This window comes from Sphingobium sp. FG58 (assembly GCF_057809055.1).
In genome coordinates, this window is the sequence record NZ_JBMDJF010000029.1 from 1 (window position 1) to 21,332 (window position 21,332).

General features: G+C 64.0%; 22 protein-coding genes. 14 read left to right on the forward strand and 8 right to left on the reverse strand.

Translation table 11 applies throughout. From position 1 onward, the window contains the following. Nucleotides 1-19 precede the first annotated feature (19 nt). Entirely contained in the window at nt 20-1,294 is a 1,275-nt protein-coding gene (locus ACODR8_RS18775; RefSeq protein WP_489008664.1) for a hypothetical protein, read from the reverse strand. Nucleotides 1,295-1,589: 295 nt separating this feature from the next. Here ACODR8_RS18775 and gyrA point away from each other — a divergent pair, with 295 nt between their 5' ends. After that, complete coding sequence (gene gyrA, locus ACODR8_RS18780; RefSeq protein WP_489008665.1) at nt 1,590-4,265, forward strand: DNA gyrase subunit A; 2,676 nt, start codon at nt 1,590-1,592, stop codon at nt 4,263-4,265. Then, nucleotides 4,262-4,609 (forward strand): DUF952 domain-containing protein, encoded by a 348-nt coding sequence (locus ACODR8_RS18785; RefSeq protein ID WP_489008666.1) that lies wholly within the window; start codon nt 4,262-4,264, stop codon nt 4,607-4,609. Before gyrA ends, ACODR8_RS18785 begins: the two co-directional genes overlap by 4 nt. On the opposite strand, the gene ACODR8_RS18790 is transcribed toward ACODR8_RS18785, so the two are convergent. Further along, the gene (locus ACODR8_RS18790; RefSeq protein ID WP_489008667.1) at nt 4,588-5,721 is read right to left on the reverse strand and encodes a glycosyltransferase family protein; all 1,134 of its coding nucleotides are present in this window, start codon (nt 5,719-5,721) and stop codon (nt 4,588-4,590) included. The genes ACODR8_RS18785 and ACODR8_RS18790 overlap by 22 nt on opposite strands. Before the next feature lie 53 nt (nt 5,722-5,774). Here ACODR8_RS18790 and ACODR8_RS18795 point away from each other — a divergent pair, with 53 nt between their 5' ends. The 8 genes from ACODR8_RS18795 (at nt 5,775) to ACODR8_RS18830 (ending at nt 12,611) form a co-directional block, all read left to right on the forward strand. Then, nucleotides 5,775-6,668, forward strand: coding sequence for a lysophospholipid acyltransferase family protein (locus tag ACODR8_RS18795; protein ID WP_489008668.1), 894 nt, complete (start codon nt 5,775-5,777; stop codon nt 6,666-6,668). A gap of 32 nt (nt 6,669-6,700) precedes the next feature. Beyond that, on the forward strand, nt 6,701-7,345 hold the full coding sequence (locus ACODR8_RS18800; protein ID WP_489008669.1) for a phosphoribosylanthranilate isomerase: 645 nt from the start codon (nt 6,701-6,703) through the stop codon (nt 7,343-7,345). 99 nt (nt 7,346-7,444) lie between these two features. Beyond that, nucleotides 7,445-8,686 carry a tryptophan synthase subunit beta gene (gene trpB, locus ACODR8_RS18805; RefSeq protein ID WP_489008670.1) on the forward strand — a complete coding sequence of 414 codons (1,242 nt, stop codon included), beginning with the start codon at nt 7,445-7,447 and terminating at the stop codon, nt 8,684-8,686. Then, nucleotides 8,683-9,090: a hypothetical protein gene (locus tag ACODR8_RS18810; protein ID WP_489008671.1), complete on the forward strand. Its 408-nt coding sequence runs from the start codon at nt 8,683-8,685 to the stop codon at nt 9,088-9,090. Before trpB ends, ACODR8_RS18810 begins: the two co-directional genes overlap by 4 nt. Next, on the forward strand, nt 9,083-9,901 hold the full coding sequence (gene trpA, locus ACODR8_RS18815; protein ID WP_489008672.1) for a tryptophan synthase subunit alpha: 819 nt from the start codon (nt 9,083-9,085) through the stop codon (nt 9,899-9,901). The genes ACODR8_RS18810 and trpA overlap by 8 nt, the downstream gene beginning before the upstream one ends. Beyond that, a complete protein-coding gene (accD, locus tag ACODR8_RS18820) occupies nt 9,898-10,749 on the forward strand; it encodes an acetyl-CoA carboxylase, carboxyltransferase subunit beta (RefSeq protein WP_489008673.1) in 852 nt (283 codons plus the stop codon). The genes trpA and accD overlap by 4 nt, the downstream gene beginning before the upstream one ends. 27 nt (nt 10,750-10,776) lie before the next feature. After that, a complete protein-coding gene (locus ACODR8_RS18825; protein WP_489008674.1) occupies nt 10,777-12,099 on the forward strand; it encodes a bifunctional folylpolyglutamate synthase/dihydrofolate synthase in 1,323 nt (440 codons plus the stop codon). Between the two features lie 68 nt (nt 12,100-12,167). Next, on the forward strand, nt 12,168-12,611 hold the full coding sequence (locus ACODR8_RS18830; RefSeq protein WP_489008675.1) for a DUF6628 family protein: 444 nt from the start codon (nt 12,168-12,170) through the stop codon (nt 12,609-12,611). Here ACODR8_RS18830 and ACODR8_RS18835 read toward each other — a convergent pair. Further along, nucleotides 12,596-13,921: an AmpG family muropeptide MFS transporter gene (locus ACODR8_RS18835; RefSeq protein WP_489008676.1), complete on the reverse strand. Its 1,326-nt coding sequence runs from the start codon at nt 13,919-13,921 to the stop codon at nt 12,596-12,598. The two genes, ACODR8_RS18830 and ACODR8_RS18835, sit on opposite strands and share 16 nt — an antisense overlap. A 76-nt stretch (nt 13,922-13,997) precedes the next feature. Beyond that, the gene (locus ACODR8_RS18840; protein ID WP_489008677.1) at nt 13,998-14,456 is read right to left on the reverse strand and encodes a response regulator; all 459 of its coding nucleotides are present in this window, start codon (nt 14,454-14,456) and stop codon (nt 13,998-14,000) included. Between the two features lie 175 nt (nt 14,457-14,631). On the opposite strand from ACODR8_RS18840, the gene ACODR8_RS18845 reads away from it, so the two are divergent. Both ACODR8_RS18845 and rsmD read left to right on the forward strand, forming a co-directional pair. Further along, on the forward strand, nt 14,632-15,621 hold the full coding sequence (locus ACODR8_RS18845) for a pseudouridine synthase (protein ID WP_489008678.1): 990 nt from the start codon (nt 14,632-14,634) through the stop codon (nt 15,619-15,621). Continuing rightward, complete coding sequence (gene rsmD, locus ACODR8_RS18850) at nt 15,618-16,169, forward strand: 16S rRNA (guanine(966)-N(2))-methyltransferase RsmD (protein WP_489008679.1); 552 nt, start codon at nt 15,618-15,620, stop codon at nt 16,167-16,169. The genes ACODR8_RS18845 and rsmD overlap by 4 nt, the downstream gene beginning before the upstream one ends. Here rsmD and ACODR8_RS18855 read toward each other — a convergent pair. Continuing rightward, on the reverse strand, nt 16,154-16,597 hold the full coding sequence (locus ACODR8_RS18855; protein ID WP_489008680.1) for a globin domain-containing protein: 444 nt from the start codon (nt 16,595-16,597) through the stop codon (nt 16,154-16,156). The two genes, rsmD and ACODR8_RS18855, sit on opposite strands and share 16 nt — an antisense overlap. A 108-nt stretch (nt 16,598-16,705) precedes the next feature. On the opposite strand from ACODR8_RS18855, the gene ACODR8_RS18860 reads away from it, so the two are divergent. Continuing rightward, entirely contained in the window at nt 16,706-17,179 is a 474-nt protein-coding gene (locus ACODR8_RS18860) for an RrF2 family transcriptional regulator (protein ID WP_489008681.1), read from the forward strand. On the opposite strand, the gene ACODR8_RS18865 is transcribed toward ACODR8_RS18860, so the two are convergent. Beyond that, nucleotides 17,142-17,552 (reverse strand): Fe-S oxidoreductase, encoded by a 411-nt coding sequence (locus ACODR8_RS18865; protein ID WP_489008682.1) that lies wholly within the window; start codon nt 17,550-17,552, stop codon nt 17,142-17,144. The two genes, ACODR8_RS18860 and ACODR8_RS18865, sit on opposite strands and share 38 nt — an antisense overlap. A 391-nt stretch (nt 17,553-17,943) precedes the next feature. Beyond that, on the reverse strand, nt 17,944-18,339 hold the full coding sequence (locus tag ACODR8_RS18870; RefSeq protein WP_489008683.1) for a GFA family protein: 396 nt from the start codon (nt 18,337-18,339) through the stop codon (nt 17,944-17,946). A gap of 103 nt (nt 18,340-18,442) precedes the next feature. On the opposite strand from ACODR8_RS18870, the gene ACODR8_RS18875 reads away from it, so the two are divergent. Continuing rightward, entirely contained in the window at nt 18,443-20,719 is a 2,277-nt protein-coding gene (locus tag ACODR8_RS18875; protein ID WP_489008684.1) for an ATP-dependent helicase, read from the forward strand. A 9-nt stretch (nt 20,720-20,728) separates the two neighbouring features. Here the strand turns inward: ACODR8_RS18875 and ACODR8_RS18880 are convergent, their stop codons facing one another. After that, the gene (locus ACODR8_RS18880; RefSeq protein ID WP_489008685.1) at nt 20,729-21,193 is read right to left on the reverse strand and encodes a GAF domain-containing protein; all 465 of its coding nucleotides are present in this window, start codon (nt 21,191-21,193) and stop codon (nt 20,729-20,731) included. Nucleotides 21,194-21,332: the final 139 nt, after the last annotated feature.

Here is a 21,332-nt window from a genome sequence, read left to right on the forward strand (position 1 = left end):
GGCGACGGCACGCAACGTGTCAGGCGCCCTTGGTACCCAGATAGGCTAGCCACAAACCGGCAATCTGCTTGCGCGCGCCGCCCTGCACCGCTTCAAACGCCGCCTTGGCCGCCGCATTGTCGCCGCTCATCAGCTTCGCGATGCCCATGCGCGTGTTGATCTCATCCGCGTCGACGCCGCCCTTCTGCTTGGCCAGTTCGAACATCGCAGCCGCCTTGGCATAGTCGCCATAGCCCAGATAGGCGTCAGCCGTTGCCGCGGCGATCTTGCCGTTGGCGGCCTTCTTCGCATCGGCTTCCGCGGCTCCCAGCGAGCCCTTGTCGCCAGCGATACGGCTCGTTGCGGTCTGGTAGAGATCGCCACCCTGGCTGGCGTTCAGCACGCCCTTCGAACGACCCAGGTCGATCGAGGATTTGACCTCACCATAAATGCCGGTCTTGGACGCCATTTCGGCATATTCGACAAAGTCACCGGCAACAACCAGACCACCGGACGCCGACAGGAGGCGCAGCACGTCGAGATTTTCGCGATTCGTGATGGTCGGATTGGCGCGCTGGAACAGCCGCACCAGCGTACGCAAATTCGTGCCGCTCGGCTCTGCCTGATAGGCCATCTTCGCCCATTCGGTCACTTCGGGCAGCTTGGCCGCTTCGGCCCGGCCAACGCCGATCTGATACCATTGGGCCGGTACTTGCTGCCCGGCAGCCTTCAAGGCGTCAGCCGCAGCCTTGAGTGCGGCAAGCCCCTGAACGTTGAAACCGCGCGCTGGCTCGACCGACGCATTACCCGTGCCTGCCTTGCCGAAATAGGCCTGAGCGAGGGTCGGATTGACCGCTTCGGGCTTGTAACCCGCCGCCAGCGCTGCCTGGCCGCGCTTGATCGCCAGATCATAATTTTTGGCGCCCATCGCCTGTTCGGCAGCGACCGCGTTGAACTGGCCCGCCTGTTCTGGCGGAGTCAGGCCGCTGTCGAGCATCTGGGCCAATGCCTCACCTTGCAGCGCGGTGTCCTTGCTGGTGATCGAGGTGTTCAGCTTGATTGCGCCAATCTGATATTTGTCGTCATTGCTCACAGCCTTGGTGTCAGCATCGGCCAGCGCTGCCTTGGCACCGGCGAAATCCTGCGCTTCGGCGGCCTTTTGCGCCACCTGGAGCGCCTTGATGACTTCGGGCGAGACGTTGAGCTTGGGTCCGGCCTTCTTCTCTTCCTTCTTCGCGGCAAAGGCGGGGGCGGTGATCGCGCCGCCGCTTACTGCCAGAGCCAGCACGAGCGCCACCGGGGTAACAAAACGCATGATCCTCATCTCCTTTTTGCGCCGGGCCGGGGAAGCCATGAGCGACTGTAAAGCTGTTGTGCGCCGATTAGGGGGCGGCGCGTGAATGGCCATTGAACAAGCCTATATCGGCGGATTTTGCAACTGTCATGCGCACGCTTCGTTCCGCGCGCACCAGTCATCATCCCCTGCCCTGCCCCCTGCCCTGTTTGTCTGCACGTGCGGGCGCGCGCGTGAGCGCGCGAGGGGTGACAGATTTGTTTCGCTCGGCTAGTGCGAACGCAGAAACACATTCCATCCAAAAAAGAGAATCGCCTTGAACGACGAGACCAGCCTCGCCGACCCTTCGGACATCAGCCCCGTCAGCATCGTAGACGAGATGAAGGCGAGCTATCTCGACTATGCCATGTCCGTCATCGTGTCCCGCGCCCTGCCGGACGTGCGCGACGGGTTGAAACCGGTGCATCGCCGCATTCTCTTTTCCGCCCAGGAATCGGGCTTCGTCTATAACCGCCCCTATCGCAAATCGGCGCGTCTGGTCGGCGAAGTCATGGGTAAATATCACCCCCATGGCGACAGCTCGATCTACGACGCATTGGCCCGCATGACGCAGGACTGGTCGATGCGCGTGCCGTTGATCGACGGTCAGGGGAACTTCGGTTCGATGGACCCGGATCCGCCAGCCGCGATGCGCTACACCGAAGCGCGGCTGGCCAAGGTCGCCAATGCGCTGCTGGAGGATCTCGACAAGGATACGGTCGATTTCACGCCCAACTATGACGCTTCGGAAAGCGAACCGCAGGTGCTGCCCGCGCGCTTCCCCAACCTGCTTGTCAATGGCGCGGGCGGCATCGCGGTCGGCATGGCGACCAATATTCCGCCGCACAATCTGGGCGAAGTCATCCGTGCTTGCCTGGCCTATATCGACAATACCGGCATCACCATCGACGAACTGATCCAGATCGTCCCCGGTCCCGATTTCCCGACCGCGCCGCTGATCCTGGGCCAGTCGGGCGCCCGTAGCGCCTATCACACCGGCCGCGGCTCGATCATGATGCGGTCGCGCCATGTCATCGAGAGCGGGCGCGGTGATCGCGAATCCATCGTGCTGACCGCCATCCCCTATCAGGTCGGGAAGAACGGCCTCGTTGAAAAGATCGCCGAAGCCGCCAAGGAAAAGCGGATCGAGGGGATCAGCGACATTCGCGACGAATCCAGCCGCGAAGGCGTGCGGATCGTCATGGACCTGAAGCGCGACGCGACCCCCGAAGTCGTGCTGAACCAGTTGTGGCGCAACACGCCCGCGCAATCGAGCTTCCCGGCGAACATGCTGGCGATCCGTGGTGGCCGCCCGGAATTGCTGAACCTGCGCGATATCATCGAGGCCTTCGTCAAGTTCCGCGAAGAGGTGATCACCCGCCGCACCAAGTTCGAGCTGAACAAGGCGCGCGACCGGGCGCATATCTTGCTGGGTCTGGTCGTTGCGGTCAGCAATCTCGACGAGATGGTCCGCATCATCCGCGGATCGTCCAGCCCCGCCGAAGCGCGCGAAAAGCTGCTGACGCGCGAATGGCCGATCGGCGAGATCGCGCCCTATATCCGGCTGGTCGAGGCGATCGACATCGAAGTTTCGGGTGACTTCTACAAATTGTCCGACCTTCAGGTCCGCGCCATCCTGGACCTGCGCCTGCATCGCCTGACGGCGTTGGGCCGCGACGAAATCGGCAAGGAACTGGCCGAACTGGCCGACGCGATCGCTGAATATCTCGCGATCCTGGGCGACCGGGTCAAACTCTATGCCGTCATGCGCGAAGAGTTTGAGGCGATCGAGCGCGAGTTCGCCACCCCTCGCCTGTCCGAAATCACCGCCGCTGCCGACGGGATCGAGGATGAGGATCTGATCGAGCGCGAGGATATGGTCGTCACCGTCACGGTGCAGGGCTATATCAAGCGCACCCCGCTGGAGAGCTTCCGCGCGCAGGCGCGGGGCGGCAAGGGCCGGTCGGGCATGGCGACCAAGGATGAGGACGCGATCACCGAGTTGTTCGTGACCTCGACCCATACGCCGGTGCTGTTCTTCTCAACCGCGGGCAAAGTCTATCGCCTGAAAGTATGGCGCCTGCCTGAAGGTGGGCCAGCGACGCGGGGACGGCCGATGGTCAACCTGCTGCCGCTTGCGGCCGGCGAAACCATCCGTACCGTCCTGCCGCTGCCCGAAGATGAGGATAGCTGGAAGGATTTGCACGTCATGTTCGCGACAGCGAACGGAACCGTGCGCCGCAACAGCATGGACGCCTTCGCCAATGTACCGAGCAACGGCAAGCTGGCGATGCGTTTCGACGAGGGTAGCGAGGACCGGCTGATCGGCGTCGCGCTGCTGACCGAGGAAGATGACGTGCTGCTTGCCACCCGTCAGGGCAAGGCGATCCGCTTTGCCGCGACCGATGTGCGCGAGTTCCAGAGCCGCACCTCGACCGGCGTGCGGGGCATGACGCTGAAGAGCGACGATGAAGTCATTTCCCTGTCCATCCTGCATCGTTCGGGTGCCAATCAGGAGCAGCGCGAGGAATATCTGCGCTTCGCCCCGTGGAAGCCGGAAAAAGAAGGGGAAATGGCCGATCAGGCGATGTTCGCCCATATGCGTGAGCATGAGCAGTTCATCCTGACCGTCTGCGCCAATGGCTATGGCAAGCTGTCGTCGGCCTATGATTATCGTCGCACGGGACGCGGTGGCCAGGGCATTACCAATATCGACAATATCGGTCGCAATGGCCCAGTCGTCGGCAGCTTTGCCGCAACCCATGGCGACCAGTTGATGCTGGTGACCGATCAGGCCAAGCTGATCCGCATGGGTCTCGACAGCCTGCGCGTCATCGGCCGCAATTCGGCGGGCGTGCGCCTGTTCGACGTGGCCAAGGACGAGCATGTCGTCAGCGCCGCGCGGATCGAGGAAAGCGACGAGGGCGAGACCGAAGCGGCCGTCGAGGCATGAGCGATCTGTTCGCCTACAAGATATTGACGGCGGACCAATATGCGCAGTTGAAGGCCGACGGCGTGTTTGCGGGCGCGCCGGTCGATCTGGCCGATGGCTATATCCATATGTCGACCCGCGATCAGGCGGCGGAGACGGCAGCGAAGCATTTTGCCGGGCAGGACCGGCTGGTGATGCTGATGGTCGATCTCGCGCCGTTCGGCGATGCGATCAGATGGGAAGAGTCGCGCGGCGGTGCCTTGTTCCCGCATCTCTATGGCGAGCTGCCGTTAAGTGCGGTCGCAGGCAAAGTAGTGTTGCGGATCGGCGACGATGGCCTGCATCAGTTCCCGGCGGGTTTTTGATCCATCCGCTTCATCCGCACGACCAGTCCGCGCCTGACCCAATAATCCCATCCGCCCCAACGGATGCGCGATGATGTGGCGGCGGCGAGTTGTACAATGAGATGCGCCCAGCTGACCGCGAAGGGGGCGATGCAATCCCACCAGAGCGAACGGCGCGCGCGGCTGGCCTGATCCGGTTCCAGCACACTGGCGAGGATCGCCCGTCGCGCCAGCGCCCGCCCCCAGGCCGCGCCATAGCCGATCATGATGATCGCCCAGCCGCCCCAGACCAGCGCCCAGACCCATGCCGCCGCCTGCACCGCGACGACCAAAGTCGCCAGCGCCCACATGCCGGGGCTGTTGGTGATGATATGCCGATATTGCCTGACGCCAAAGCCCAATACCTGCGCGGCATTGCCTGCCAACGGACTGGCGACGAGCAGGTCGCGCGCGGGACGCAACCGCATCTTCGCGCGCCAGCCCGCCAGACCGATCGCCATGTCATCGGACAGTCGCCCGGCCATCGCCCGCTCGAGGTCCAGCCGGTCGGCCACCTCCCGTGTCAGCGCCATCGCGCCGCCCCATGGCATGGTCGCGCTGGCGAAGCGCGGGAGTGTCGCCAGTTGCATCTCGACCGCGCCGACCAGCGCCAGCATCGGCCCGCGTTCGGGCAGGAGCATACGATAGCCGGTAACGATGTCCGCCTTGCCCCGGACCAGCGGAAACAGCAGCCGCCCGACCAGCCGGGTGGGCGGTTCAATGTCGGCGTCAATGAACAGGACATAGCGATCGTCCGCTCGCAATGCCCGCAGCGCGGCGCGCAGTTTGTGGACTTTCTGGCCTTCGTCGCTGGCCTCGCCAGCATGGACGATCTGCACCCACTCGCCTTCGCGCGCAGCCAGCGCATCGGCGGCTGCGCACGCACCCGATGTCGCGATCAACAGGCGGAAGCGCGCGGTCTGGGCTTTCAACCGGGCGATCAGGTCCGGCCCGCCGTCCCAATCATCACGCACCGACAGCAGCATGACCACGCCGTCGGGCGTCTCGATCTTGCGGTCCGTCGGCAGGTGACGCCAGTAATTGACGACGCCCAGCAGGCTTAGCCCCTGAAGCAATATCCATAGCCACAGCATGTTATGCCAGCGCCCCTTTACCGTCCCGGCTGCTTCTGTATGACGCTATCCCCATGCTCTCCAACCCCTTTCTCTTCGCCCTGCTGCGGCTTTTGCCCGCAAGCATCGCCTCCTGGCTGGGTGGCTGGCTGTCGGTAACCTTTGCAAGGCCTCGCATGAAGCTGCGCGACGCCCGCGCCCGCGCCAATCTGGCGGTCCTGCGCCCGGACCTCCCGCAAGCGGAGCAGGAGGCGATGTTGACCCGGCGCTGGTTCAATATCGGGCGGACGTTGGGTGAACTCGCCAATATCGACCGGCTGGTGAACGAAGGGCATGTGAACGTCATCGACCGGGCGGGGTATCAGGCCGTCCTCGATGGGCCGGGGCCGATGATCAGCCTGACGGTTCATACCGGGAACTGGGATTTGTTGGCCGCGCATATCAAGGCGTCGACCGACCGGCCGGGGCTGGGCATTTACGATCCGCCGGACAATCCGGGGCAGGCCGCACTGCTCAAGAAGGCGCGGCAAAGCTATATGGGGGAAGCGATCAGCGGCGAAGGCGCGGCGCGCGGCGTGTTCAAGCATCTGACCCAGAAGGATCGGGCGACGCTCTATATCTTGGTGGACGAACGGCGCGAGTTTCAAGTCTGGTTCCCGACATTCGGGCGCGAACTGGCACCGTCGGGCAATCTGTCGGTCGCGCTGCGGCTGGCGCGCAAGGTGGGGGCAAAATTCCTGCCCTTCTATCTAGCCCGCACCGATGGCCCCCATTTCGACCTGCACTGGCATCCCCCGCTCGATCCGCGCATCGACAGTGACGCAGACATAGTCGCGACGCTCGACCGGTTTCTGGGCAGGGCCTGTATCGACCATGCCGACCAGTGGCTGGCCCTGCATGATATGGACCTGACCCAGCCGGGCCACATGCCCCCGATTCTGCCCGCCAATGCCCCTCCGGTCATGTGACTTCGCGCGGTATCACGGCTAAAGCCTCTGCCATGTCCCGACTCGCGATCAAGATTTGCGGCCTTTCGACCGCCGATACGGTGGGCGCCGCCGTGCGCGCGGGGGCGAGCCATATCGGCTTTGTCCATTTTCCCAAAAGCCCGCGCCATGTCGATGCCGCCCAGATCAGGGCGCTGGCCGCCATCGCCCCCGCTCATGTCGAGCGGGTCGGCGTGGTGGTCGATCCGACCGACGAGTTGCTGGACGAACTGGTCGCGACCGGCGCGCTGACCGCGCTGCAACTTCATGGCAAGGAGAGCGCGCAGCGGGCCGCCGCCATTCGCCATCGTTTCGGCCTGTCGGTGTGGAAGGCGATTTCGGTCAAGACCCGCGCGGATATCGACGCTGCCAATGCCTATGCTGGTGCGGTCGACCGGCTGCTGTTCGACGCCAAGACGCCCGATGGCGCGGTACTGCCCGGCGGCATGGGGCTGCGGTTCGACTGGACGTTGCTGCGCGGCGTGGCGGTGCCGGGACCATGGGGGCTTTCGGGTGGCCTGTCGGTGGACAATGTCGCCGAGGCGGTGCGCATCACCTGCGCGCCACTGATCGACGTTTCGTCGGGCGTGGAAAGCGCGCCGGGCATCAAGGATATGGACAAGATCATCACCTTCTGCAAAGCGGTTTCGCAATGTTGACGCCGCCCGCCTTTGTCGCGCGCATCGGGACACGATGGCGCTGATCGCTTCCCCCATCCGAAGCGAACGCCCATTTTGACCCAAGAGACTGAAACGATCATGACCGACACCATTAGCTTGCCCAACAGCCTGCGCAGCCAGCCCGACGCCAGTGGCCATTTCGGCCAGTTTGGCGGCCGCTATGTCGCCGAAACATTGATGCCGCTGATCCTGGAACTGGAGAAAGTCTATCGCGCCGCGAAGGACGATCCGGCGTTCGAGGAAGAATATAATTATCTCCTCAAGCAATATGTCGGCCGCCCCAACCCGCTTTATTATGCGGCGCGGCTGACCGAGGCGCTGCGCGAGGGCGCACCGGCGGGCAAGGGCGCGAAAATCTATCTGAAGCGCGAGGAGTTGAACCATACCGGCGCGCACAAGATCAATAATTGCATCGGGCAGGCGCTGCTCGCCCGCCGCATGGGCAAGAAGAAGGTGATCGCGGAAACCGGCGCTGGCCAGCATGGCGTCGCGACCGCCACTGTCGCTGCCTTGTTCGGCATGGAATGCAAGATTTTCATGGGCGCCAAGGATGTCGAACGGCAGAAGCCCAATGTGTTCCGCATGAAGCTGCTGGGGGCGGAGGTCATTCCGGTGACGTCCGGCTCGGCAACGCTGAAAGATTCGATGAACGACGCGCTGCGCCATTGGGTGTCGAACGTGCATGACACATTCTACATCATCGGCACGGCGGCAGGCCCGCACCCCTACCCCGAACTGGTGCGCGATTTTCAGTCGATCATCGGCAAGGAAATCAAAACGCAGATGATGGAGGCCGAAGGTCGCCTGCCCGACATGCTGATCGCCCCGGTCGGCGGCGGCTCCAACGCCATCGGCATGTTCCATCCCTTTCTGGACGACACGGACGTCGCGATGATCGGCGTCGAAGCGGCGGGCGAAGGGCTGACCGGCAAGCACGCCGCGTCGCTGGCGGGCGGCGCGTCGGGCATATTGCACGGCAACCGCACCTATCTGCTTCAGGATGAGGACGGCCAGATTACCGAGGCGCACAGCATTTCGGCGGGGCTGGATTATCCGGGCATCGGGCCTGAGCATAGCTGGTTGCACGAAATCGGGCGGGTGCAATATATGCCGATCACCGATGATGAAGCGCTGGCCAGTTTCCAGAAGCTGTCGGCGCTGGAGGGGATCATCCCTGCGCTAGAATCCGCCCATGCCATTGCCGCTGCGGAGCAGGTTGCGCCGACCATGGATGCGGACAAGATCATCGTCGTCAACCTGTCCGGCCGGGGAGACAAGGATATTTTTACCGTGGCCGACGCCCTGGGAGCGGAGATGTGAGCCGCGAGCGCATCGGCGGCGCCACCCTCGTGGGCGGTTTAGCAGCATTTATCGTTTATTGGATCGTGGCTTCCCTGATAACAATGTCATGTAGCTCACGATATTATGGCGCAGATCATCTGATTGAGCCGCAAGAAACCGCTATTCTAATTGCGTTGGGCTTTGGGATTGCCGCATTGGCGTTCGGCTTCGTGACGCTCAATAACACGCAGCCTGATAAGTTCGAGAAGAGCGTGGCGTTATCTCTCCTCGTGATCGTTGTTTTGTGGATCGCATTTGTCCTGCTCGACGACCAGACTTGTTCACCGAGTGCGTGGAAGCATTATGCTGCTTATTTAATTGTCCCCTGCTTGATCGGTTCGATTGCAGTGGTGGGACGGCAATGGATTGCTCAAAATGACTGACCGGATGGCCACCCGCTTCGCCGCCTGCAAGGCACAGGGCCGCGCGGCGTTGATTACCTTCGTGACCGCCGGTGATCCGACCGTTGCGGCAACCCCCGCCATTCTCGACGCGCTGGTCGAAGGTGGCGCGGACATTATCGAGTTGGGGATGCCCTTTACCGATCCGATGGCCGATGGTCCCGCGATCGAACTGGCCAATCTGCGCAGTCTGGGGTCCGGCACGAAAACGGCGCATATCTTTGCGATTGCCGCCGATTTCCGCGCCCGCCATCCCGATACGCCGCTGGTGCTGATGGGCTATGCCAATCCCATGCTGGTGCGCGGGTCCGACTGGTTTGCCGATCAGTGCAAGGCTGCGGGCGTCGATGGCGTCATCTGCGTCGATGTGCCGCCGGAGGAAGATGCCGAGCTTGGCCCGGCACTGCGTGGTGCGGGCATTCATCTGGTGCGGCTGGCGACGCCTACGACCGACGCCAAGCGGCTGCCCGCCGTGCTGGAGGGGGCCAGCGGCTTCCTCTACCATGTCTCTGTCGCGGGGATCACCGGCAAGCAGCAGGCAGCGCAGGCCAATATCGAGCTGGCCGTCCAGAAGCTGAAGGCCGCCACCGACCTGCCGATCGCTGTCGGCTTTGGCGTTCGCACGCCAGAGCAGGCCGCCGCGATCGGGCGCATTGCCGATGGCGTCGTCGTCGGTTCCGCGATCGTCGATCTGGTCGGGTCGCATGGCGATGCCGCCGCGCCCTTCGTTCAGCAATTCGTCGCCGCCCTGAGCGGTGCGCTCACCGTCCATTCACGGGAAACCGCCGCATGAGCTGGATCAACCGCGTTCGCAAGGCCATCCCCTTCATCGCCAAGAAGGAGCAGACCGCAGAGACGCTGTGGCACAAATGCCCATCCTGTTCGGAGATGATCTTCATCAAGGAATGGGAAGAAAATCTGTCCGTTTGCCCGCGTTGCGACCATCATGGCCGCATCGGGCCGTCGGAGCGGTTCGAGCATATATTGGACGCCGGTTTCATTCTGTTGCCTACGCCGCATGTGCAGGAAGATCCGCTGAAATTCCGCGACAGCAAGCGTTACCCCGACCGGATCAAGGCGGCGCGGCTGGCGACCGGCGATCATGACGCGCTGATCAACGCGCGTGGCGCGATCGACAATGTGCCGCTGGTGATGGGCGTACAGAATTTCGCCTTCATGGGCGGGTCCATGGGTATGGGCGTGGGCGCGGCCTTCATCCAGGGCGTCAATGATGCGATCGCGCATAAATGCCCCTATGTCATCTTCACCGCGGCGGGCGGCGCGCGGATGCAGGAGGGTATCCTTTCCCTCATGCAGATGCCGCGTGCGACCGTGGCGATCCAGAAGCTGCACGGGGCGGGCCTGCCCTATATCGTCGTGCTGACCGATCCGACCACCGGGGGCGTGACCGCCAGCTATGCGATGCTGGGCGATATCCAGATTTCCGAGCCCAATGCGCTGATCGGCTTTGCCGGGCAGCGGGTGATCGAAAGCACGATCCGTGAAAAGCTGCCCGAAGGATTCCAGCGCGCCGAATATCTGCTCGACCATGGCATGATCGACATGGTCGTCCATCGCGCCGAATTGCGCGACACGCTGGCACGGGTGATCGACTATCTGACACCACGGGCCGCCGCCTGACATCACGCATATAGGGGGACGGGGCGCATGGCCGATCACGCGGTATCGGATCATCCGGCGGTGCAGGCGCAACTCGACCGGCTGTGGTCGCTGTCCCCCGGTGCCGACATATTGGGGCTGGAGCGGATCACGACGCTGCTCGACCGACTAGGCAATCCGCACCGCGCGCTGCCGCCCGTGTTTCATGTCGCGGGGACCAACGGCAAGGGATCGACCTGCGCCTTCCTGCGCGCGGCGATGGAAGCGGATGGCAAAAGCGTCCACGTCTTTACCTCCCCCCATCTGGTCCGCTTTAACGAGCGTATCCGGGTGGCGGGCCAGCTGATCAGCGACGATGTGCTGGCGCGCTATCTGGAGCGGGTGCTGGATATTGCCGAGGGCGTTGACGCCAGCTTCTTCGAGGTCACGACCGCTGCCGCGTTCCTGGCCTTTGCCGAGCATCCGGCCGATGCCTGCATCATAGAGGTTGGCCTTGGCGGACGGCTGGACGCCACCAATGTCATCGCCAATCCGGTGGTGTGCGGCATCGCGCAACTGGGCATCGACCATCAGGCTTTCCTGGGCGACACGCTGGCGGCCATTGCGGCGGAGAAGGCCGGGATCGCCAAGCCGGGCGCGCCGCTGGTCACCCAACGTTACGCCGAATCGCTGTTTCCGGTGATGATGGACGCGGTCGCCCGTGCGCGGACCAGCTGGATCGGTCAGGGCGATGGCTGGGACGCAGCCGCCTATCGCGATCGGCTCCATTATCGCGACGAACAGGGGCGGCTCGATACGCCCCTGCCCCGGCTGGCGGGCGCGCATCAGGTACAGAATGCGGCGCTGGCCTTTGCGATGTTGCGGCATCAGCACGCGGTGCCGCTGACCGAAGCCGCGCTCAAGGCCGCGCCGCTCTGGGCGCATTGGCCTGCGCGGCTCCAGCGGCTCGATCATGGTCCCCTGCTCGCCCCCCTACCCGATGCGACCACCGCCTGGCTCGACGGCGGGCATAATGCCGGTGCGGGAGAGGCGATCAGCGCCTTCTTCACCAGCGATCGGCTGGAGGGGCAGAAGCTCCAGCTGGTGATCGGGATGCTTGCCAACAAGGATGTCGATGCGTTTCTGTCCCCCTTCGCCGGGCGGATCGCGCATATCCATGCCCTGCCGGTGCCGGGGCATGAGCATCATGAGGCCGATCGATTCGCGGCGATCGCGACGCGCTGGGGCATCGGCGGCACCGCGCATGAGGAACCGACCGCTGCAATCCGCGCCATTGCGGCGTTGGGAGAACGGGCGCCCAAGCTGTTGATTGGAGGGTCGCTTTATCTGGCGGGTGAAATTTTGCGGTTGAACGATCAACTGCCTGACTGATTCTACTTGCGATTGACTCGCAATAGCTTAACCTGCGGAAACCAGACCACCGCAGAAGGCGTAACATCATGGCACATGGAGAGACTTCCTCCCTCGACGACCTGCCCCGGCCGATGCCGTCGGGCTATGGCAACCGGCTGTTCCTGTTCGTGATGCGGCGGATGGCGAGCGCGGGCGTCAATGACGCCCATGCCGCCAATGCGATGCTGGGCGCGTTCGGGCGCAGCTATCGTAGGCCGCTGGTGCTGATGCGGGCGATGATGCTGGAACTGGCCCGCGCGTCGAGCCGCAAGATATTGGTCGCGCCCTGCTGCTGCGCGCGGATGACGGCGGACGAGGCACTGATGATGCAAGCGACCGGCGACGCGCTGCGTGATCCCAATAGCGCCTATAAGCATGTGAGCCGGTTGCTGGGCAATGATCGTGCGCTGGGCGCGCTGACCTGTTTGCAGGCGGTGGCGCAGGCCCATGCGGACCTGGGCCGACCGCTGGAGCTTTATGGCGAGGGGTGATCGCCCGGATCGGTGGCGGCGCTGCCGACGCTGGCGTCGATCAGACCAGCGCGCATCATCAGCCAGAACAGGATAATGCCCGGCACTGCCGCTGCCGTCGTGAGCAGATAGAAATCGACATAGCCGAATTGCTCGATCAGCCCGCCCGCCGTCGTCCCGGTCAGGAAACGGCCAACGATGCTGGCGGCGGCAGAGATCAGCGCATATTGGGTCGCGGTGAAGCGCAGGTCGCACAGGGCGGAGAAATAAGCGACGACGGTGACGCCGCCGATGCCGCTGGCGAAATTCTCGAACCCGATCGCGCCGGCCATGCCCCAATTGCTCTTGCCCAGCGCCGCCAGTGCCGCGAAGGCGAAGTTCGATACGCCCATCAGGATCAGGCTGAGCAGCACCGATCGCTTCATGCCGATCCGCGCGTAGAGGATGCCGCCGACGAATATGCCGATCAGATAGGCCCAGAAGCCGATGCCGATGTCGTAAATGGCGATCTCGTCATTGCTATAGCCCATATCGTCGAACAGCAGGCGGAAGGTCAGGTTCGCCAGCGTGTCGCCGATCTTGTGTAGCAGGATGAACAGCAGCACGAGCAGCGCGCCCTTGCGCTGGAAGAACTCCACCAACGGTCCGGCGATCGACTGCCAGACTTCGCCCAGTCCGCGTCGTGCCAGCGGGTCGCGATGACGTTCCGGTTCGCCAAGTAGCAGGCCGGTCAGCATGGCGGGCAAGGCGAAGATGGCGCAGGCGAGATAGGCGCCTTCCCACCCGATCCGCGCCGCCAGCACCAGCGCCAGCGCACCCGCCGCGACCGATCCGATGCGCCAGCCATATTGGGACATGCCCGACCCGACGCCGAGCTGTTCGGGCTTAAGCAATTCGATGCGATAGGCGTCGATCACAATGTCGAAGGTCGCGCCCGCAATGCCGACCAATATGGCGGCATAGGCGGTCTGGATCAGGCTGCTGGTGGGATCGACCAATGCCAGATTGGCGACCGCCGCCATCACCAGCACGCCTGCAAGGAGTAGCCAGGAGACACGCTGGCCCAGTCGACCGATGATCGGCAGCCGGACGCCGTCGACCACCCAGGCCCAGAGCCATTTGAGATTATAGACCAGGAATGCGAGGGTGAAGGCGGTGACCGCCTTCTTGTCGATGCCGTCCTGCGCGAGGCGGGTGGTCAGCGTCGCGCCGATCATCGCAAAGGGAAAGCCCGACGACACGCCCAGGAAGAAGGCCGCCAGCGGGGCTTTCTGGGCATAGGGCTTTACCGCATTAAGCCAGCTGTTCGTGCCGGTTGTGGCGTCGGTCATGATAGTGCGCGTCCCCCGAAGGCGTCTGTTGCGCGCCACCATATGGCCTGACGCGGTGCTGGCAAGCCTTGTGGGATCAATCAGGCGTGTCGAACAGGGTGAGGCCAACGGGCAGCCGCGGGCGGCGGGCGCCGCGCAGCAGAGCGTCGATGACGCCGATCGCCGCGATCAGATCGCGTGGGGCATAGGGCTTGGCGAGGCAGCCATATGCCAACGCGCGGGCGTCGATCGGGCAGGCGCCGGTGACGAACAGCACCGGCAGTCCCTTCGTCGCGGCATGGCGGGCCACGTCGATGCCGCTGCGGTCGCCTTTCAGGCTGACATCGGCGATCACCAGATCGACCCCGCCGCCGTCGATGACAGCGATAGCGTGGCTGTAATCGTCCACGGTCGCGGCGATACGATATCCGGCCTGTTCGAGCGCATGTTCATTGTCGAAGGCGACGAGGGGTTCATCCTCCACCACCAGCACGGTGCGGATCGCCTTGCGACGTCCGGTGCGCGCGCCTTCGCCCTTCACCAACCCGAAAAACATTTGCCGATCCGCCCTGTTTCCGCCATGCCCACCGATCAAACGCCGCGCCCCCGCGCCGGGTTGCCGGGCGGATGCCACACCGCCCTCATCCAAGCGCCGGGACGGCACCGTTCAGCCTGTTGCTGGCTTTCCTGTCATATGGGAAGGGCCAGTGCCCACGAAAAGGAATCCGCCCTTGGAACCGCCGAAAAAATCTGGACCGCCCCGCAGGGCTGGCCCCGGCGGCCCCAAACGCCCCTCTGGCCCCGGTGCGGGTGGGCCTGGTCGGACGCCTGATGGCAAGCCGCGCTTTGGCAAGCCGGCTGAGGGCAAGGCCGGTCCCGCTGCCAACGCCAAGCCGTGGGGCCGCAAGCCCGGTTTCAAGAAGCCGGGTGCCGGGGCCAAAACGCCCGCCAACCCGCATCCCGCGCGCGCCGCCGCGACCAGCGATGGCAAGGGCGAGCCGCAGCGCATCGCCAAGCTGCTGGCGCGGGCCGGTGTCGCTTCGCGGCGCGAGGTCGAGCGGATGATCGAGGAAGGGCGCGTGACGCTGAATGGCGTGGCGGTCGAAACGCCCGCGACCTTGCTGGCCTCGCTCTATGGCGTGGCGGTCGATGGCGTGGCGATTGCCGCGCCGCCGCCTGCCCGGCTGTTCCTGTTCCACAAGCCTTCCGGCTTCCTGACGACCGAGCGCGACCCCGCCGGGCGGCCTACCATCTATGACAAGCTGCCCGCCGATCTGCCGCGGGTCATGCCGATCGGGCGGCTGGACATGACGACCGAAGGTCTGTTGTTGCTGACCACCGATGGCGGGTTCAAACGGCAGATGGAGCTGCCATCGTCTGGCGTGCCGCGTACCTATCGCGCGCGCGCCTTTGGCGAGGTGAGCCAGCAGCAGCTGGAGGATCTGTTCGACGGGATCGAGATTGAGGGGGTCCGCTATGGCCCGATCGAGGCCAATCTGGAGCGGCGCACCGGGCGCAACCAGTGGATCGAAATGACCTTGACCGAAGGCAAGAACCGCGAAGTGCGGCGCGTACTGGAGCATCTGGGGTTGCAGGTCAACCGGCTGATCCGCACCAGTTACGGCCCGTTCCTGCTGGGCGACCTGCCGCCCGGCGCGGTCGAGGAAATACGCCAGCATGACCTGGTCCAGTTCAAGGCCAGCCTGAAGGACAGCAAATGAGGATCATATCCGGCCAATGGCGCGGTCGCCCGCTGACCGCGCCGAAGGGTGACGCGACCCGACCGACCGCCGACCGGACCCGCGAGACGCTGTTTTCGATGCTGGTCAGCCGGATCGGATCGTTCGAGGGCTTGGCCGTTGGCGACTTCTTTGCCGGGTCCGGGGCGTTGGGGTTTGAGGCACTTTCGCGCGGCGCTGCGACCTGCCTGTTCGTCGAGCAGGACAAGGCAGCGATCGATTCGATCCGCGCCAATGCGGAGCGACTGGGCATCAAGCCCGATATCCGGGCGTCGAGCGTGTTGTCGCTGGGGTCCGCACCCAAGCCGCTCGACCTCATCTTCATGGATCCGCCCTATGGCACGGGAGCCGGACAGGTCGCGCTCGACAAGCTGGGGCGGCTGGGCTGGACCGGGCCTGCGACCTGGATCAGCATAGAGACCGACCGGCGCGAGGATGTCGAGGTGAAGGGCTTTGCCATCGACGCCGTGCGCGACGCTGGCAAGGCGCGGATCACCTTGTTGCGGGCGGTGGATCAGGCGGCTTCGTAGGCCGCCGTCTCCTTCGCGATCAGGATATTGGCAAGGAAGGTGTAAGCCTCCGCCCAGGCGTCCAGCACCGCGTCGGTCGCGACATCTTCGCCCAATACCTCCCGGATGGCGGGGAGCAGGGCGGCGGCGACCTTGGGATAATGTTCCGGCTTCACCCCGGTTTCGACATGGCGTGCGACCATGCGGGCGACCGCGCCGTCGAGCGCGCCGAGCTTGTCGATATTCTCCGCATAGCCCAGAATCGCGGCGGCCAGGCGCTTGGGCTGTTCGCCGCTGGCCTGGGCAGCCTGATCGAACATCGCCTTCACTTCGGCGTCCTGAAACAGTCTGGCGTACATGGCCGTGGTGATGGCGACGCCATGTTGGCGCAGGGCCGGACCGGTCGATTTGACGATCGCGATGGTGGAAGCCGACAGTGAGCTGGACATATGTACGCCTTTCGATGGACTCGATAAGCGGTATCTAATTTGCATCTTTTAAGATGTAAACAGGATATATGTTTTCCACTGCCTGTAGCGCCGTTAACGGACAAGCCCATGCAACTGACCCGCCACACCGACTATGCGCTGCGCGTGCTGATCCATCTGGCGGCATCGCCGGACGGGCGCGCGACGATTGCGCAGATTGCCGACGCCTATGGGCTGTCGCGCAATCATCTGATGAAGGTGGTGCATGGCCTGGCGCAGGGCGGCTTCATTGCGACCCAGCGCGGGCGGGGTGGCGGATTTGCGCTGGCCCGCGCGCCGCAGGAGATCAGTATCGGCGCGGTGATCCGGCATAGCGAGCCGGACATGAAAATGGCCGACTGTGCGGCCTGCGCGATCCGTCCGTCCTGCGGGCTGACCGGCATATTGGGGCAGGCGACGGCGGCTTTTCTGGCGGTGCTGGACCGGCACAGCCTGAGCGATGCGACCCGCGACCGGGCCGGGCTAGCGGCGATCATCGCCGCCCTGCCCGGCCCGGAATCCTCAGTTAGCGACGACGCGCCTTGCGCGCCTCGCCCGGATTGATGCAGCTGTCCTGCACGGTTTTCGAGCAGACCGGATAGTCCTTCGCCTCAGCCGGTGGCGGGGTCATGTTGCCGCCGACGGTGACGGGGTTGGAGGATGATCCGACCGGTGCGGCTGGATCATTCGGGACGCCTGCCGGGGCTGGGGCCATGCCGGGATCGGCGGGAACGGCGCCCGTGGGCTGGCCTGCATTGGGATCAGCCGCGGTAGCCGGGTCGGCAGGAGGTGACGGCGCGGCGGGATCAGCGGGCGGAGCCATGTCGCCAGCGGGTGGCTGGCTCATCGGGGCCGGGGTTTCCTGCGCGACGGCTACGCCTGTAATGGCGGTGGTGAAACTGAGCATCGCGGCACTGGCCAGCATGATGGACTTCATCGGGAATATCCTTTCCTTCTTTTCTCACGGCCCCGTTGTGCGGGGAACGGCGAGGGAAGAACCGGAGTCGTGACATGTCCGTTCCAGCAGCGGCGATGAAGCGTGGCGGATGCACCGTGAAAGGAAGGGTTGTGCTGTCATCGAGAGGACGACATCCCTGCGTGTCGCCTGCGGGCTGCACCAACCATTGGCGGCTCTTTGCAAAATTCGGATGCCCGATAAAACTTGGTCATTCCCGCGCAGGCGGGAAACGTTAGTACGCCGCAGGCAATCCATCTCCCACCTTATCGTCTTGATTTCAGGTCGGGAGATGGATCCCCGCCTTCGCGGGGATGACGTAGAAATCTATGGATGATGAATTTTTGTCACGAGGGAGGTTTTCTCAATCCCCTTACTCGCCTGGGAAGCGATCGAACTTTGGCAGGTCGTTGGCGGTCGCTGCCCATGGCGGGGCGTCGGCGAGTTGGATGTGCGCCTGGGGCGGGAAGGCGGACTGATCGTCCAGCGTTGCCGTCTGAATATCGATGCCGCCGGGGAATACGACCGGGTTGGTATAGAATAGCCCGGTGCCGCAAGTGCCGCAGAAGTGGCGGGTCGCATTTTCGGATGATTGATAGGCGACCGGCGTGCCTTCAATCTTTACCGAATCCTGCTGAAACAAGGCCCAGCCGACCATCGGCGCGCCGGAACTGGCGCGGCAATCGGCGCAGTGGCAGATGGCGCTATGCGCGGGATCGCCGCTGGCTTCATAGCGGATCGCCCCGCACTGGCATTTACCCGTCGCCATGATTCGTCCTCCCTTGCATGATTCGCCTTTTGTTCTCATAGAAGGCGCGTCACTGCAAGGCTGATGCCTTGCCCCCGCCCCTGCCCATGCCTAGTTGAGGCCAATGACCTTTCCAGCCCCTTCGCCGTCCGACCCCGACTATATCAAGGGGCTGAACCCGCCACAGCGGGAGGCGGTGCTGACGACCGAGGGGCCGGTGCTGGTGCTGGCGGGCGCGGGAACGGGCAAGACGGCGGCGCTGACCGCGCGGCTGGCGCATCTGGTCGCGACGCAGCGGGCCTGGCCGTCGGAAATCCTCTCCGTCACCTTCACCAACAAGGCCGCGCGGGAAATGCGCGAGCGGGTGGGCCGGATGATCGGCCCGGCAGTCGAGGGGATGCCCTGGCTGGGCACGTTCCACGCCATCGCGGCCAAGATGCTGCGGCGTCATGCCGAACTGGTCGGGCTGCAATCCAATTTCACCATCCTGGATACGGACGACCAGTTGCGGCTGATGAAGCAGCTGATCCAGGCCGAGGGGATTGACGAGAAGCGCTGGCCCGCGCGGCAACTGGGCGGGCTGATCGACCAGTGGAAGAATAAGGGCTGGACCCCGCAGGACATCAGCGCGGGTGAGAGCGAAGGCTATGCCAATGGCAAGGGGCAAAAGCTGTACGCCGCCTATCAGGCGCGGTTGCGGGCGGTGAATGCCTGCGATTTCGGGGACTTGCTGCTACATGTTCTGACGATATTGAAAAGCTATCGCGACGTGCTGGAAAGCTATCAGCAGCGGTTCAAATATATCATGGTGGACGAATATCAGGACACCAATAGCAGCCAATATCTGTGGTTGCGGCTGTTGGCGCAGACGCGCAAGAATCTGTGCTGCGTGGGCGATGACGACCAGTCCATCTATTCATGGCGCGGGGCGGAAGTCGCCAATATCCTGCGGTTCGAGAAGGATTTTCCGGGCGCGAAGATCATCAGGCTGGAACAGAATTACCGGTCCACCCCGCATATTTTGGGCGCGGCGTCGGGGGTGATTGCCGAGAATGGCAATCGGCTGGGCAAGACGCTGTGGACCGACATCGACGTGGGCGAAAAGGTGCGCGTCATCGGCATTTGGGACGGGCCGGAGGAAGCGCGGCGGGTCGGCGAGGAGATTGAGGCGATCCAGCGCGACGGCGGATCGCTGGACGAAGTGGCGATACTCGTGCGGGCGCAGCACCAGACCCGCGAATTTGAGGACCGCTTCATCCAGATCGGGATGCCATATCGCATCGTGGGCGGTTTCCGATTCTATGAGCGGGCGGAAATCCGCGATGCGCTGGCCTATTTGCGGCTGGTCAATCAGCCCGCCGACGATCTGGCGTTCGAGCGGATCGTCAATGTCCCCAAGCGGGGCCTTGGCGACAAGGCGGTGGAGAAATTGCACCGGCTGGCGCGGGCGGAGGGGATACCGCTGGTCCATGCGGCGGCGCGGATACTGGATACGGATGAGTTGACGCCGCAGGCGCGGCGATCCTTGGGCGCGTTTGTTGGCGATCTGGCGCGCTGGCGCGACCGGGCGACCACCCTGCCCCATGCCGAACTGGCGCGGCAGATATTGGACGAGAGCGGCTATACCGCGATGCTGCAGGCGGAGCGATCGACCGAGAGTGCGGGACGGCTGGAGAATCTGGGCGAACTGGCGCGCGCGATGGAGGAATATGAGACGCTGGGGGCGTTTCTGGAGCATGTTTCCCTCGTCATGGACAATGAGGCGCAGCAGGAAGAGCGCAAGGTCACGATCATGACGATCCATGCCGCCAAGGGGCTGGAGTTTGATTCGACCTTTCTGGTCGGCTGGGAGGAAGGGATTTTCCCGTCGCAGCGGGCGCTGGACGAGGGCGGCCTCAACAGTCTGGAGGAGGAAAGGCGGCTGGCCTATGTCGCGATCACGCGGGCGCGCAAGCGTTGCACGATTTTGCACGCGGCGAATCGGCGTATCTATGGCCAGTGGACCAGCAGCATCCCCTCGCGCTTCGTGGGCGAATTGCCGCCGGAGCATGTCGACGCGGAAAGCAGCATGAGCGGCGGGGCATCGCTGTGGCGGGCCAACTGGTCGGAGCGGGACGATCCGTTCGCCCATGTCGGGCGCGGCGAAGGACGCGGGCCAGGATGGCAGCGGGCGCAATCGTCGGGCCAGTTCAGCCGGGAACACGTGCGGATCGTGGAGGCGCGCGCGTCGGCGGTGTCGATCGGCAATAAGGGGCGTAGCGACATGGCGCTGGGGCTGCGGGTGTTCCACCAGAAATTCGGTTATGGCAGGGTCGCGGAGATTGAAGGCAATAAGCTGGAGATTGATTTCGAAACGGCCGGGCGCAAGCGGGTGATGGACAGTTTCGTGTCGGTCGCCTGACCGGTCGCGCTATTTTTCTGACAGGATGAGGCCGATCGCACGGGCATAATCCTGCATCGCCGCCACGACCGCCAGGCCGCTGACCGAGCGGGGGTGCGGGTCGATAGCGCAGAGCGTGCCGTAGAAGCTGCCGTCCGACAGGATGACGGGCAGCGAGGCATAGCTTTGAAAGCCGTAGAAGATGGGGACATGGTGGGTGCGCCAGTCCTGGTCCATCGCGACATGATCGATATAAATGCCCTCGCCGCAGCGGCGGATATCGTCGCACAGGGTCTTTTTGATTTCCAGTTCCCCGCCGGGATCAAGGCCAAACTCGATCCGGTCGATGATCTGGCAGGCGATCCAGCGATCTTCGGTCACTCTGGCGACCGCAGCGAAACCCATGCCGGTGGTCTGGCAGACTTGTTCCAGTATCGCCCGAATCCGGTCATCATCGCCCTGTGCTGCGACTGATGCCGCCAAATCGTCCCGCATAGATGCACCCCTGATGACACGACCCTGATCGCGGCGCGGCATCCGGCAGATATGTAGGATTATGCGGAATATTGCGCAAGAAATTGGTGGAGCCTAGCGGGATCGAACCGCTGACCTCCTGCATGCCATGCAGGCGCTC

Excerpts from the sequence above, each read along its gene's own strand:
- ACODR8_RS18800 (WP_489008669.1), top strand. The coding sequence starts at position 6,701 with ATGTCCCGACTCGCGATCAAGATTTGCGGCCTTTCGACCGCCGATACG.
- ACODR8_RS18825 (WP_489008674.1), top strand. The coding sequence starts at position 10,777 with ATGGCCGATCACGCGGTATCGGATCATCCGGCGGTGCAGGCGCAACTC.
- trpB (WP_489008670.1), top strand. The coding sequence starts at position 7,445 with ATGACCGACACCATTAGCTTGCCCAACAGCCTGCGCAGCCAGCCCGAC.
- ACODR8_RS18835 (WP_489008676.1), bottom strand. The coding sequence starts at position 13,921 with ATGACCGACGCCACAACCGGCACGAACAGCTGGCTTAATGCGGTAAAG.
- ACODR8_RS18870 (WP_489008683.1), bottom strand. The coding sequence starts at position 18,339 with ATGGCGACGGGTAAATGCCAGTGCGGGGCGATCCGCTATGAAGCCAGC.
- ACODR8_RS18880 (WP_489008685.1), bottom strand. The coding sequence starts at position 21,193 with ATGCGGGACGATTTGGCGGCATCAGTCGCAGCACAGGGCGATGATGAC.
- ACODR8_RS18795 (WP_489008668.1), top strand. The coding sequence starts at position 5,775 with ATGCTCTCCAACCCCTTTCTCTTCGCCCTGCTGCGGCTTTTGCCCGCA.
- ACODR8_RS18840 (WP_489008677.1), bottom strand. The coding sequence starts at position 14,456 with ATGTTTTTCGGGTTGGTGAAGGGCGAAGGCGCGCGCACCGGACGTCGC.
- ACODR8_RS18860 (WP_489008681.1), top strand. The coding sequence starts at position 16,706 with ATGCAACTGACCCGCCACACCGACTATGCGCTGCGCGTGCTGATCCAT.
- ACODR8_RS18785 (WP_489008666.1), top strand. The coding sequence starts at position 4,262 with ATGAGCGATCTGTTCGCCTACAAGATATTGACGGCGGACCAATATGCG.
- ACODR8_RS18790 (WP_489008667.1), bottom strand. The coding sequence starts at position 5,721 with ATGCTGTGGCTATGGATATTGCTTCAGGGGCTAAGCCTGCTGGGCGTC.
- ACODR8_RS18775 (WP_489008664.1), bottom strand. The coding sequence starts at position 1,294 with ATGCGTTTTGTTACCCCGGTGGCGCTCGTGCTGGCTCTGGCAGTAAGC.
- ACODR8_RS18865 (WP_489008682.1), bottom strand. The coding sequence starts at position 17,552 with ATGAAGTCCATCATGCTGGCCAGTGCCGCGATGCTCAGTTTCACCACC.
- accD (WP_489008673.1), top strand. The coding sequence starts at position 9,898 with ATGAGCTGGATCAACCGCGTTCGCAAGGCCATCCCCTTCATCGCCAAG.
- ACODR8_RS18830 (WP_489008675.1), top strand. The coding sequence starts at position 12,168 with ATGGCACATGGAGAGACTTCCTCCCTCGACGACCTGCCCCGGCCGATG.
- trpA (WP_489008672.1), top strand. The coding sequence starts at position 9,083 with ATGACTGACCGGATGGCCACCCGCTTCGCCGCCTGCAAGGCACAGGGC.
- rsmD (WP_489008679.1), top strand. The coding sequence starts at position 15,618 with ATGAGGATCATATCCGGCCAATGGCGCGGTCGCCCGCTGACCGCGCCG.
- ACODR8_RS18875 (WP_489008684.1), top strand. The coding sequence starts at position 18,443 with ATGACCTTTCCAGCCCCTTCGCCGTCCGACCCCGACTATATCAAGGGG.
- ACODR8_RS18855 (WP_489008680.1), bottom strand. The coding sequence starts at position 16,597 with ATGTCCAGCTCACTGTCGGCTTCCACCATCGCGATCGTCAAATCGACC.